Source organism: Dyadobacter sandarakinus (assembly GCF_016894445.1).
Lineage (GTDB): Bacteria > Bacteroidota > Bacteroidia > Cytophagales > Spirosomataceae > Dyadobacter > Dyadobacter sandarakinus.
In genome coordinates, this window is the sequence record NZ_CP056775.1 from 3,929,492 (window position 1) to 3,942,846 (window position 13,355).

Here is a 13,355-nt window from a genome sequence, read left to right on the forward strand (position 1 = left end):
TTTGAACCCTGTAGTATGTGTATTTATATGATTGACCGTACATTTGATATAAAAACGGTTCGCGTTACCTGTTCAAACGTATTGTTCTGGCTATGATTCGCAAGTGAAATTTTCAGGTAATCATGCAGAAAAACGTGCAATAAAAATGGCTTCTTCTTCACCAAAAGATCAAATACCTGTATTTTTTGAAGATACTTCAGTCGCTTTCGCTTCCAAATCCGATGCTAAACTGAGGAAAACGTATTGGCTGTTCAGCCTCATGAATCAGGCCCGGGTGGTAAATTTAGGCACTTTTTTTATAAAGCTCGCACTAAAACTGAACTTACCGGTAAAAAATCTGATCCGCGCCACCATATTTGAACAATTCTGTGGTGGTGAGACAATTAACGATTGCGACCCTACCATTGACATGCTTGGAAGGTCCGGAATCGGCACCATTCTGGACTACTCGGTGGAGGGTGAAGACAAGGAAAGCAGCTTTGACGAAACGACGGCTGAAATCCTCAGAACGATAGAAAAAGCAGCCGCTTCCCGCACCATCCCGTTTTCGGTTTTTAAAGTTACCGGCCTTGCCTCTTCGGAGATCCTGGAAAAGGTACAACGCCACGATTCGCTTAGTGAAAACGAGAAGGAAGCTTTTGAACGCGTTCGCCAGCGCGTTGAAAAACTTTGTGCATTTGCTTACGAAAAGAACGTACGCATTTTTATAGATGCGGAAGAAAGTTGGCTGCAGGGCATCATCGACACACTTGCCTACCAGATGATGGAGAAGTTCAATCGGGAAAAAGCGATTGTTTACAACACCTATCAGCTTTACCGGCACGACACGCTCGATGGCCTGAAAACGGCATATCTTGTGGCGCGCCAGCAGGGTTATTACCTGGGAGGAAAGCTGGTGCGGGGAGCTTATATGGAAAAAGAGCAGCTGCGGGCCCGTGAAAACGAGTACTTTAATCCCATTCACGTCTCGAAAGAGGCTACTGACGACGATTACAATCTGGCGATCGACTTCTGCCTTGATCACCTGGAATATATCTCCATTTGCCTGGGTACCCACAATGAATACAGCTCCCAGTACTGCGCTGCAAAAATGCTGAAATTAGGCATTAAGAAAGATGACGAGCGCATCTGGTTTGCACAATTACTCGGCATGAGTGATAATATTTCATTCAATCTTGCCAAGGCCGGCTACAATGTTGCCAAATATGTACCCTATGGCCCCATCGACGCAGTACTCCCCTACCTCATCAGGCGGGCCGCCGAAAATACCTCCATTGCCGGACAGAGCAGCAGGGAGTTTTTGTTGGTTAAAAGTGAATTGAAACGGAGAGGAATCAGTTCTTTATAACTAACTTGTTACCTTCGCATTGAAAAAAATATTGCAAAACACCCGATGATCAAGTCGAGAAACCCGCTTCCCTTTTTGCTATTTAGTCTGCTGCTGATTGTAATTGACCAGGCTTCCAAGCTGCTGGTGCACCATTATATGCAGCCGGGCTTCTCCGGACAGATCGGGTTGATAGGCAACTGGCTGAAGTTGCACTATGTACTGAATCCGGGAATGGCTTTTGGAATGCAACTGGGGCATGAATACGGCAAGCTGTTCCTGACACTTTTCAGGCTGGTTGCCATGTTTGCAATCGGCTGGTACCTTGTACATCTAGCCCGTACCGGAGCTGCACAGGGCTTGCTGTGGGCATTATCTATGATCCTGGCCGGAGCTGTCGGAAACGTGATTGACAGTACCTTTTATGGTGTCCTGCTCGACAATGCTCCTTACGGCTCGCCTACACCCTGGTTTCACGGACAAGTTATTGATATGATTTTTGTGGATTTCTGGGAGGGCTTTATTCCCGACTGGGTGCCGGTATGGGGTGGCCAGTACTATTCTACGCCTATTTTTAATATTGCGGACTCCTGTATTTTCCTGGGTGTGTGCAGCATCTTGATCTTCCAGGGAAGCTTTGCTACGCATCATGATCAGGACCACGAAGAACACGAAGCAACCTCGGAGCAGCTGGGCGAAGTTAATGAGACACTCGCCGGAACTTCCATGCATCACCCGGAAACAGAAACTCCACTTCTGCCATCGACGGAAGTGGAGAATGAAAAAGATAAGCGGGACGAAGTCAGGTAATATGACTAGCTCTCGTCTTTTGCAAGTGGTATAAAATCTCTGAATGATTTCTTCAAAGCGGCATCTGTCGCTTCTTTTTTGCTCTCCCAATTCGCGTCCAGTTCCAGTGCAACCAATCCGCTCAGGTTCATCAGTGACTTAAATTCGTCAAGCTTACGTATGAAATCCGGCGACCTTCTGGCCGATTTCTGGCCGTATTCTCTCGCAAAAACATCGCCTTTGTTCTGCAGTTCATTTTTCTTTTGCATTACATAATTGAAGCGATCCAATAATCCGTTTACAGACTTTCCGATTACCTCAGTAGCTTCCAAGGTACCCACAGTAGCGACAGTGGTACCCCCGATTGTTGTGATATACCCGCGTACATTCTGGTCTGTTTTCGCAATTACAGGTGCTAAACCCGTAGTTGCACCTAATGATGCATTGACAAGCGAGCGACTACGTTTTCCTTTTTTTGCCCTGGCATAAGCCTTTTTCAATTCCCCCTCTTTCTCGGTCATTTGTTCCAAAAGGTTCCAGGCGTTTATTAATGCACCACGATACAGGTTGTACACGTAAGCGTCACGCACACTCTCGTCCACGGTGTTTTTTATAACAAAGCGCACAGACTTTTCTTTTTTGTTCTGCGCCTTATCAAGCACATAAAAGGTAATGTTGAATGCAAGCGTATCAAAAGGATCCTTTACAAATTCAAAACCCGGCTCCCATATAAACTCGTAGCTTGTTGGTGTGTTCTTTACCAAAGCTTCGGCAGGCACTCTCTTGTTTTCCGAAATGAAATTGAAAGTCGAGATATCGTCTTCCCCATTTGGGTCCGACAATGTAAATCGCAGATTGATCCGGTTGTTTTCGGCACTCCGTATCACTGTATTCTGCGGAATGATCGTAAAGTCGGGTGCGAGGTCCATCTGCGTAATTTCCAATTTCAGGCGACCTTTCGTACGGGTTTTTGAAGGCTGATCTTCAACATAGAATTCCATGTACTTAGCCCCTTTCCTAAGCACAGTAAATTGATTCACCGACGGATCCCAGATGATCTCACCCGCGGCACTCAGCTTCATCCCCTCCGGCATTTCTTCCAGGATCGGCACAAAAACGATCGGATCGCCGTCGGGATCACGTACGGCGGCCATGTCGATTTTATATACATTCTGGGTTTTATACTGGACGTAAAATGGGCGGAGCTCATCCACTTGCGGTGGCTGGTTTACGTGCATTACTTTAAAAATCACTTCGCGGGAAGCGGTTTCTCCGGCCGTATTTTGCGCCTCAAAGATCACCGGAAATGATTTAACCGTATTAATGCGGTCTGCAATCTCATATCCCGGCGTCCATACGAAATGCCCGAGCGAATCGAATTTCATATCCTTGGCAAGCCCGCTGGCAATGGAGTACCTGACAGAGTCACTTTTGCCGCCTTTAGTTTGTAAATGAAAGTTGATCTCCTTTCCCTCCTGCAGCACATTCCATTCCGACTCTGTGGGGAAGATAATTTGTAATGGTCCTGACGTCGTGGTCTTGATATTATCCTGCGCGTGCGACTGATTGGCGAGAAGAATACCGGCAAAAAATATCAGTAATTTATGAATATCAGTAATAGTCATAACGTCGATAATGTAATTAATCCAAAGGGTTGAAGAATGCTTCGATCAGAACGCAAAACTAGTAAATAGCGTATAGAATGCGCTGTGATCGCCTTTAAAATTGAACAATGCACGTTTCAAAAAAACTGCGCCTGCATGCCTTGCACTTTTCCAGCGAATGCAACTTTCCTGAAAATATGATTTAAGCAGGATATACTTTTCTTTGCTTCTAAAAAGCAAATACCGGCAAACTGTCTTTGGAAAGACCGTTTGCCGGTATTTTAAGTTCAGCTGACTGTTCCTTATTTTTTCTTAGGAGTTGCCGCCGGAGTAGTAGCCGGCGTTGTTGCTGCTGGCTTTGTAGCTGATGGTGTTGTTGCTGCCGGAGCGGCATCCACCTTGTCAGGGTCCACACCCAATTTTTTCAGGATCAGGTTGCTGGCATTCAGCTCTTCGGATGCTGCGTAAAGGATGATCGGGGTTGAGCCGGCACCTGCGTCCATGTTCAGGATATACAGGAAACCATTTTCTTTACCAACTTCCTGGATTGCACCATTGATTTTATTCAAAACCGGTTCAAGCAATTGGGATTGTTTGGTTTGAAGCGATGTCTGTGCATTTGACTGCATTTCCTGAATACGGGTTTGCAGATTCTGCAATTCCTTCTCCTTATCAGCCCGGATTACGTCCGTCATATTGGCTCCATTTTTCTGGTACGCCTCGTATTTCTCCTGTGCTTCCTTGTAAGTTTCCTGCAATGCTTTATCCAGCTGTGCTTTGGTTACTTCGAGTTGATTTTGGATCACCTTGCTTTCGGGCAGGCGGCCAAGAATATAGTCCACATTCGTATAAGCAATTTTTGAACTTCCGCTTGCAGGGGTGGTCTGAGCTAAAAGAGGGGTGGAGATGATGGTCGTCAAAACCAAAATAGCCATCAATTTTTGTTTCATTGTTTTGTTACTTATTTAAGTTTATTGGTTGTACTCTTTTGTTTTGATTTCGGTGCGTTGCTTTGCCTGGTAGTAGTGCCCGAAGCAGGTTCAGGCTGGTCGGCCGGCACTACTTTATCATTACTCGCCGTTTTGTTTCCTTTCAGATCAATTCCAAGCTCTTCGAGCACGTAGTCAGAATAATCGTGCTTGGGATTGGTAAACAACATGCCCACATCACTGGATTTGTCAAACATGAAATCCAGCCTCCGCTGACTGCAGACTTTGGTTACTGCACGCTGTACCTTCTCAAGTACCGGCTTCATCAGCTCCTTTTTCTTCTGAAATAACAATCCCTCCATTCCGAAGATCTTGCTGTTGTACTCCCCGGCTTCCAGCTCTTTCTCCCGGATTTCGCCCTGACGTTTCCGTTTCAGCTCCTCAGTAAGCAGTATTTCCTCTGCCATGTAGGCGCGCTGCATGCGGTCAATTTCAGCAAACTTATCCTGGATTTCTTTTGCCCAGCTTTCCGAAAACTTCTTCATTTCGGCCTGTGCTGCCTGGTACTCGGGCATTTTACTTGTGATGAACTCCATATCAGTGTACCCGATTTTCTGAGCGGATGTCACTGATCCATATAGAATTGACAAAACTAGTAAAATAAAAAACTTATTCATGCGAGGCTCTTCATAATTTGCAAACTTCTTAACGAATACGCCGTGAACAATATTATCTGATCTGCTGGCCGATTGTAAAGTGGAACTGAGGTCCGCTGCGTGTAGGCGAACCCTGGATTTTATCAAATCCATAACCCCAGTCGATACCCAGCAAACCAAATGCAGGCATAAATATCCTGGCTCCTACCCCTGCTGAACGTTTCAGATCGAATGGATTGAACTCCTTGTAAGTTCCCCAGTTGTTACCCCCTTCGGCAAAACCCAGGATGAAAATTGTAGCCTGCGGATTGAGGGAAACCGGATAGCGAAGTTCCATTACATATTTGTTGTAGACAATACCGCCACCCGATGCCGGATAACCATTCGCTGCAAGCGGTCCTACTTTCTGATCCTGGTAACCTCTTAATCCGATGATATCCTGGTCAGCCAGTGAGAACGAACCCTGACCTGCCAATCCGGACCCACCCACGATAAAGCGGCCGAATGGACTATACCCAACCTTGTTGCCATAAGCCCCCAGGAAACCCATGTGCGTTCTTGCGCTCAGTACCAGCTTTCCGGTAATCGTTGCATAGTAACTCGCATCAAACATCCATTTATGATATTCTACCCAGCGATAGGTATCGGTTACGTCGCTGAAATCCTTTTTCCGGAATATAGAATAAGGTGGCGTGAAAGTTGCGCTCAGAGATATATTGCTACCATTTCTCGGGAATTGGAAATCGCTCAGCGTATTTCTTGAAATGGTGGTATTGAACGATATGTTGTTTGAGATACCCGAACTATAACCGATCCGGAATATATCAAGGCTGTCCAGGCGGTACCGCTGCAATGAAAGCGAGTGCGACATCACCAGGTAACGATCCGGTTCTTTCAGACGACGACCCAACGAGAAGGTGATACCATTGTTATAGTATCCGCCCCGGTAATTGATAGACCGTGAATTAGAACCATTTCCATAAAGGTTGCCGTAAATAGAACTGTAATCCGTCAGACGGTATACAGTACGCTGCAGTGAAACCCCGAAATTAATGGGTTTCTTCCCGCCCAGCCATGGCTCACTGAAAGACAAAGAGTAGGTCTGGTACTGCTTACCATTTGCCTGGAATCGCAACGACAGCTTCTGTCCGTCACCCGAAGGCAGTGGCCGCCAGGTTTCCCGGTTAGGAATGTTTTTCAGAGAAAAGTTATTGAACACAAGTCCCAGCGTACCTACAAATCCGATGTATCCACCCCATCCACCGGAAAGCTCGATCTGGTCAGAAGGTTTTTCCTCAACTGAATATTCAATATCTACGGTACCGTCACCCTGGTTGGGGATAGGATTGATCTGGATTTTCTCCGGGTCAAAATAGCCCATCTGGGCAAGTTGCCGCTGGGTGTTGATGATTTCAGTTTTACTAAACTTCTGGCCCGGCAAAGTGAATAGCTCGCGCAGTACCACCCGGTCGCTGGTCTTGGTATTTCCATTCAGCAAAATGCGGTTGATCGTAGCCTGCTTGCCCTCAAACATCCGCAGTTCGATATCGATAGAATCACCTTCCACGGCTCTTTCGACGGGATCGATGCGGAAGTACAGGTATCCGTCGTCCATGTACAAGGAACTCACATCCGAGCCCGGAATACCATTGATCTTTTTATCCAGCTCTTCAGGGTTGTAAACGTCGCCCTTTTTTACCCCCAGCCTTTCGCTCAGCTGGGCATTGGTATAAAGATAATTACCCGACCAGCTGATATCGCGGAAATAGTACTTGGGACCTTCATCAATGCGCATGTCAATGCTGATGGTCTCGTCACCATTTTTAATGGTATCAAATTCTATGGTAGCATCGCGGTAACCATTTTTGCGGTAGTAAGCGATCAGTTTTTCCTTGTCCTCATCGTACTTTTTGGGTACATACTTGGAAGGATTAAAAAGGCGGCCAATGCGTTTTTGCTTGGTACCTTTCATCTTGCGTTTCAGCATTTTATCGCTGATCGCAGTATTTCCTTCAATACTGATTTTCGAAATCTTAACTTTTTTGCCTTTTGTAATAGCAAAGTTCAGCGTAGCCTGTCCGCGGGTGGAATCGGGAATCTGCAGCACCTTCACTTTGGTGTTGTAAAAACCTTTATCCATGTAATATTTCTTGATGACAAGCTGCGTGTTCTTGATCACCGTAGGCGTGATCACGCGACCTTTGATCAGTTTCACCTTATCATTAAGTGTCTCCCGTTCTCCTTTACGAACTCCTGAAAACGAAACCTTATAAAGACGCGGCCGTTCCTTGATATGGATGTTCAGCCATACTTTATCATCCTGCACTTTCGTAGCAAGAATCTCAACATCATCCAATGTTCCGAAATCCATCATTTTCTTGATGGAAGATGTAATACCCGGACCCGGCACACGAATCTTGTCACCCGGTTTAAGTCCGGAAATGGAGATCATGGAGTTGGGATCAAGGAATTGTGTACCTGATACAGTTACTTCTGCAATGGTATACTCTTTGGGATTTTCCGGGTCAATGCCGAGGTTAGTGGGCGCACTGGCACCCCGGGCTCCTGTACCGATTCCCACGCGCTGAGCCTGCGCTCCCATACAGGTGAGCAGGAAAATGGGAAGGAAAAGCTTAAAATGTGCTAATGCTTTTTTCAAATTAATCAGAAGGTTCATGTTGTTTTACTCTTAGCACTATTTGCTTTTACCTGATCTCCGGTTTTGCCAAAACGCCTTTCCCTGTTCTGGAAAGAAACGATGGCTTCATAAAGATGTTCACGCCGGAAGTCCGGCCAAAAAAGATTTTCATAGAAATACAGCTCGGCATAAGCCAGCTGCCATAGGAGAAAGTTGCTGATCCGATGATCCCCGCCGGTCCTGAGCATCAAGTCCACGTCGGGTCGCTGGCCGGTCGAGAGTTGAGCCGCGATCATTTCTTCATTGATTTCACCAGGTAAAAGTGTTCCGGCCTTCACTTCGTCTGCCAGCTTGCGGGTTGCCTGGGCAAGGTCCCATTTACCACTGTACCCCAATGCAAGGATCAGATTAAGCCCTGTATTGCTTCGGGTTTCATCAATTGCCTCAGCCAGCTGGTTGCGGCAACTTTTGGGCAGGCTGTCCGTGTCACCGATCGTATCCAGTTTTACATTATTCTTCTGCATGGTAGGCAGCTCATTCCGGATAGACTGCACGAGCAGCTCCATCAATGCCCTGACCTCATACTCAGGGCGGCCCCAGTTTTCCGTTGAAAATGCGTAAAGCGTTAAAAAAGAAACTCCCAGCTCTGCACAACCCTCCGTCACTTCCCTCACAGCTTTGATTGCGTTGCGATGACCAAAAACGCGGGCAGCTCCCTGGTTCTGGGCCCACCTTCCGTTACCGTCCATGATAACGGCGATGTGCTTTGGCAGATTGCCCGTATCGATGAGCTCCTTCATTATTCGTGATCCCTTTTAACCTTTTTTAACAAACAAATGAACAATATAGTAGGATCTTTTCAATTCCATTGGATTTCACCTTTGGTACGGCTAAAAGGAATCAGCTTGCTCATCTCCCAGTTACGCACGGGACGGCCGAAGTGTGCCGGGAAACATGCCAACCCAGGAAAAAAAGTTGAAGCGATGCCACGAAGTACTTGATGAGCAGCAGTTTAACCTCTTTTACTTGTAAAGGTAAACGAAACAAGGGCGCAATTTAGGAATAAGTCTTGCGTCTTCAAAATCCTAAATTCACCCCTTTTGCCATGCTAAGATGATTAATTATCAAGGAGATGACGAATAACTTCGCTGTATGTACTGCCGCTGGTGAGCTGCGAAGCCTTGCGGTCGCGCATGGTGACCACGTATTTTCCATTGAAATGCTTTTGGACTTCGCGGATGTGGTGGGTGTTCACAATGCCGGCGCGGCTGACTCGGAGATAATGTCCGGGAAGTTTTTCTTCAAGAGAAGTAAGCGTAAAATTAAGCAGGTATTTCTGCCCGTCGAGGGTATTAAGGAATACGTACTTTTCTTCTGCTTCAAAGTGCGTAATTTCTGTGAGGGGTATCAAAAGGATTCTGTCGCCTGTTTTTACAGACAATGAAAAAATCTCCTTTTTAGGCTTCATGGCTTCCAGGAGCTTAAAAAGGTTTTCAGAATACGGGTTTTCGGCAGAAGCATCCCCGGCCCTCGTGATGTTACGGATCTTCTCGATTGTTTTCAGCAGGCGATCATTTTCAACAGGTTTCAAAAGGTAGTCGACGGAGTTTTCTTCAAAAGCCCGGATCGCGTACTGGTCGTATGCTGTGGAAAACACGACCAGTGGCATTTTGGTGAGCTTGGACAGCATTTCAAAACCGTTCAGCAGCGGCATTTCAATGTCCAGGAAAATAACATCGGGATTATGCCGGTCGATTTCCAGCAGACCCTCTGCCCCGTTTTTCGCTTCGGACACGATATTGAATGTTTGGGCGTGCTTTTCAAGTAACCTCCGCAGCCTGCTGAGGGCAAGCGGCTCGTCGTCGATGAGAATGGTTTTAAGAGGGAACTGCATGTTGGCTGGATTGTTGCTGCCGCTCTATGGCGTGTTTCTGAATGCAAATATTGACCGACTTGGAAGGAATGTTGTGCAGTTCGAGGGCGGCATGTTCGCCGTACAGCAGTTTGAGCTTGTCCTGAATACTTCTCATTCCATAGCCTGCTCCCATATTTTCAGGAAAAAGCGGTCCGTTGTCGTGAACACACAAATGTAAAGCCCGGGCTTCTTCATATATCCTTACTACGATATTGCCCTGGTCGGCTACCTTCGCGATGCCATGTTTGATTGCATTTTCCACAATCGGCTGAAGAATGAACTTGGGCACCTGCAGTTCTTTCAGGCTTTCATCCGCAACCTCCACCGTAAACCGCAGCCGGTCACCAAACCTTACCTTTTCAACCTGCAGGTAAGTTTCGACCATTTCCAGCTCGTGCTGGATGGTATTGAAGTAATCATTCGTCTTGCGGCCGGTCGTATACCGGAAAAGCTTGGAGAGCAGCAGTGTCATTTCTTCTGCCTTATCGGGATCCTCGTGTACCAGGCTGGCAATACTATTGAGGGCATTATATAGAAAATGCGGGTTAATGCGAGCCTGCAATGCATCCAGCTCCGCCCGGGTTTTGGATTTTTCAAGATTGAGCAGCTGGAATTCCTGATCAGATATCTTCCGGGAAATCTGCTTGCCTTCGCGGCTTAGGTAGTAAAATACATTGGCGATGGCCAGCGGGCCGATCATGTACCAGCACCAGGGTGCGCTTTGAGCTCTTTCATTGGGGTACTTTAATACATAATCCTGCACAATGTCGCCGAAGAAGTAGTACATCGCCAGGCTCAGGCAGATATTCAGTAAAACCACGGAAACCGACAGCAGCAAATGCTTTACCGGAAAACTCCGGAGCAGATGATCAAGCCAGGCAGTAAGGCCAAGCGTCAGGAAAACCGTAAATAGTCCGGCTACAATATTTTGCCCGATCAGGTACTGGTACAGCCTGGCCCGGACGGGTTCGTGGGTATAGTAGATTTCGGCAGTAAAGTAGACGATTGCATTGATACCATAAAGTATAATCGCCCCCAGAACCGTAGCTACCACCGTACCTATCCACCCCTGGTTCTGGATCATACCAATAAGGCTGAAATCCTGCCACGAAATAGCTTTGCCCTGCGATGTAAAACTGAAATTGGCTCCTTCTACCCTCGCACCGCCCATATCTGCTCCTGCCATACTGCTGAAACTGAGGTCGGCATTACGAAGGTCGGTGTTACGGAACGTGGTACGGTCCAGCGAGGCAAATCGCAGGGTGGCACTTTTCAGATTGGCACCATCAAAATTTGCGCCCTGCAGGCTTGAAAAACTGAAATCAGCACCTTCCAGGTCCATGTTACTGAAGTCCCGCCCATTCAGTGAGGATGCTGTCATGCGCAGCGGCCTGGTTTTCTTCTCTTCCATACTCACGGCGATTTCGGGTTACGTTTCTGGTTTAAATAAAAAAGCTTCGTGGCTGACAGCCTACTGTGACGGGCACAATACAAAGCTATCCACCACGAAGCCTGTCTTTATCTAAATTCGGACAAACTATCCATTATCGGTCATGAACCGCGGCGCCATGCACATGAGTATGCGCTTTACAGCTCCTCTACCTCAATGTTTTTCCAACGTACGCGGATACCGCCGCCATCGTGGATCTGCAATGCCAGCGAACCATCGGCAGCACCTATCTTTTCATCTTTGAAGTCAACCATAGGATGACCATTGAGCCAGGTTTGAACCTGATCGCCATTCACCCGGATTCTCAGGGTATTCCAGGTTCCCATTTTCAGGAAGCCTTCCTTTTCATCGGGGATCTGTACCAGCCAGCCGCGACCGTAAGATTCATACACGCCTCCGGTATCATGGTTAGGCGGTGCTACTTCCACCTGCCAGCCTGCCACTTTGGTACCATCGACCGTGGAGCGGAAAAACACACCGCTGTTTCCATTGGCTTCCTGAAGAAACTGCAGGGAAAGGTCAAAGTTTTTATAGAACTTGTTAGTGGTAAGATATCCGTATCCCTTATCAGGGCCGCTTTCACAGATCAGTTCGCCTTTTTCCACGAACCATTTTTCAGTACCATTGATTTTCCAGCCGGTAAGATCCTTCCCGTTGAAGATTTTGACGGGCTTTTTTGCAGCTACGGGTGCCGGTTCGTTCATCACGACAAAGGCCGAATTGACCAGCAGCATGCCTGCAAGGATTACAGACATTTGTTTAAATTTCAACATAGTAAGTAAGAGATTAGGATTAAAAAATACGGTTGAAGATGTAGTCAAAATGCATTTTCCATTAGATTTGGGAAAATTAACCACTTGGAAAGCTATGAAAAAATATGGTGCTGTAAGGCTTGGAGGGGCATTTTTTTTGGTGATGGCCCTTTTTTCGATGACCATGGTATCGTGCCAGGAAAAGGATGAGGACAGGGTGAAGCCAAAAACAATTACCGATGTGATTCTGGAAAATGAACAATTCAGCATCCTCCGTGATGTAGTCCTTTATACCGGCATGAAGGATGCGCTGCGCACCACTGAGCTGACGTTTTTTGCTCCCAGTAACGCTGCTTTTCTGCGGGCGAACATACTCGGTTCTTCCGCAATCACTGCTTTACCCAAGGACTCTGCAATGCTTTTCCTGAAAAGTCACCTGGTAGGAGCAAATGCCCTGGAGTTCAAACAGCTTGCAGCGGGAAAACTGAAGTCACTGGCCGGGCGGGAGATTTTCATTACTAAGATCGACAGTACCGTGTCCGTGAATGCGGCAAAAATTATCATTCATGATGTGAATGCCGATAATGGCGTGATCCATGTGATCGACAATGTGGTAGTGCCACTCCGGTAAATTTTTGTTATAAAAAAAATAGCCCGGCTGAGCTTTCAGCCGGGCTATTTTCATTTTTATCAAATATCAATACTGCTCTGTACCGCTGAAAAAGAAGCTGCCTTCGATGGTGGCATTTTCATCTGAGTCGGAACCATGGATGGCATTTGCTTCCATTGATTTGGCAAACAACTTGCGGATTGTGCCATCTTCGGCATTGGCCGGATTGGTTGCACCGATCAGCTTACGAAAGTCAGCAACTGCATTTTCCTTTTCAAGAATCATCGGGATGATCGGACCTGACGACATATATTTACACAAAGCCTCATAAAACGGGCGCTCTTCGTGCACAGCATAAAACTGGCCCGCCTGCTGCTGACTGATCTGCGTTTTCTTCAAAGCAACGATCCGGAACCCGGCCGCTTCTATCATCTGGATAATAGAACCGGAATTACCATCCTTTACGGCATCCGGCTTGATCATGGTAAATGTTTTATTCGTTGGCATACTTGCTGATTTTATTTTGCTGCAAAACTACTACTTTAATTTGCAACACCGATTATTTGAGATCCTATCTGCCCCTGCGACAAATCGGCGCTGAAAATCAGCCTTTATGATGCCTTAGTAAGCAAATCCCAACACTTTTGTTAATTTTGTGGACTCAATGAAGTCCAAGTAATTCCTT

12 protein-coding genes are annotated in these 13,355 nt (G+C 46.6%); 3 read left to right on the top strand and 9 right to left on the bottom strand.

The features are described 5' to 3' along the window. Positions 1 to 145 precede the first annotated feature (145 nt). Positions 146 to 1,348 (top strand): proline dehydrogenase family protein, encoded by a 1,203-nt coding sequence (locus HWI92_RS15815; protein ID WP_204657065.1) that lies wholly within the window; start codon positions 146 to 148, stop codon positions 1,346 to 1,348. A gap of 45 nt (positions 1,349 to 1,393) precedes the next feature. Next, a complete protein-coding gene (locus HWI92_RS15820) occupies positions 1,394 to 2,137 on the top strand; it encodes a lipoprotein signal peptidase (RefSeq protein WP_204657067.1) in 744 nt (247 codons plus the stop codon). A 5-nt stretch (positions 2,138 to 2,142) separates the two neighbouring features. On the opposite strand, the gene HWI92_RS15825 is transcribed toward HWI92_RS15820, so the two are convergent. The 8 genes from HWI92_RS15825 to HWI92_RS15860 all read right to left on the bottom strand — a co-directional run bounded on the left by HWI92_RS15825 (position 2,143) and on the right by HWI92_RS15860 (position 12,042). Continuing rightward, complete coding sequence (locus HWI92_RS15825; RefSeq protein WP_204657069.1) at positions 2,143 to 3,741, bottom strand: hypothetical protein; 1,599 nt, start codon at positions 3,739 to 3,741, stop codon at positions 2,143 to 2,145. Between the two features lie 281 nt (positions 3,742 to 4,022). Beyond that, entirely contained in the window at positions 4,023 to 4,670 is a 648-nt protein-coding gene (locus tag HWI92_RS15830; RefSeq protein WP_204657070.1) for an OmpH/Skp family outer membrane protein, read from the bottom strand. Between the two features lie 11 nt (positions 4,671 to 4,681). Continuing rightward, positions 4,682 to 5,326 (bottom strand): OmpH/Skp family outer membrane protein, encoded by a 645-nt coding sequence (locus HWI92_RS15835; RefSeq protein ID WP_204657071.1) that lies wholly within the window; start codon positions 5,324 to 5,326, stop codon positions 4,682 to 4,684. A gap of 52 nt (positions 5,327 to 5,378) precedes the next feature. Then, on the bottom strand, positions 5,379 to 7,907 hold the full coding sequence (gene bamA / locus HWI92_RS15840) for an outer membrane protein assembly factor BamA (protein ID WP_204664616.1): 2,529 nt from the start codon (positions 7,905 to 7,907) through the stop codon (positions 5,379 to 5,381). 71 nt (positions 7,908 to 7,978) lie between these two features. Beyond that, a complete protein-coding gene (gene uppS / locus HWI92_RS15845; RefSeq protein ID WP_204657072.1) occupies positions 7,979 to 8,743 on the bottom strand; it encodes an undecaprenyl pyrophosphate synthase in 765 nt (254 codons plus the stop codon). 317 nt (positions 8,744 to 9,060) lie between these two features. Continuing rightward, entirely contained in the window at positions 9,061 to 9,837 is a 777-nt protein-coding gene (locus tag HWI92_RS15850) for a LytR/AlgR family response regulator transcription factor (RefSeq protein ID WP_204657073.1), read from the bottom strand. Then, positions 9,821 to 11,269 carry a histidine kinase gene (locus HWI92_RS15855; RefSeq protein WP_204657075.1) on the bottom strand — a complete coding sequence of 483 codons (1,449 nt, stop codon included), beginning with the start codon at positions 11,267 to 11,269 and terminating at the stop codon, positions 9,821 to 9,823. Before HWI92_RS15855 ends, HWI92_RS15850 begins: the two co-directional genes overlap by 17 nt. A gap of 176 nt (positions 11,270 to 11,445) precedes the next feature. Beyond that, positions 11,446 to 12,042 (bottom strand): 3-keto-disaccharide hydrolase, encoded by a 597-nt coding sequence (locus HWI92_RS15860; RefSeq protein WP_229249399.1) that lies wholly within the window; start codon positions 12,040 to 12,042, stop codon positions 11,446 to 11,448. A 133-nt stretch (positions 12,043 to 12,175) separates the two neighbouring features. Here HWI92_RS15860 and HWI92_RS15865 point away from each other — a divergent pair, with 133 nt between their 5' ends. Then, the gene (locus tag HWI92_RS15865; RefSeq protein WP_204657079.1) at positions 12,176 to 12,691 is read left to right on the top strand and encodes a fasciclin domain-containing protein; all 516 of its coding nucleotides are present in this window, start codon (positions 12,176 to 12,178) and stop codon (positions 12,689 to 12,691) included. A gap of 66 nt (positions 12,692 to 12,757) precedes the next feature. Here the strand turns inward: HWI92_RS15865 and HWI92_RS15870 are convergent, their stop codons facing one another. After that, the gene (locus HWI92_RS15870; protein WP_204657081.1) at positions 12,758 to 13,177 is read right to left on the bottom strand and encodes a nucleoside-diphosphate kinase; all 420 of its coding nucleotides are present in this window, start codon (positions 13,175 to 13,177) and stop codon (positions 12,758 to 12,760) included. Between the last annotated feature and the right edge of the window lie 178 nt (positions 13,178 to 13,355).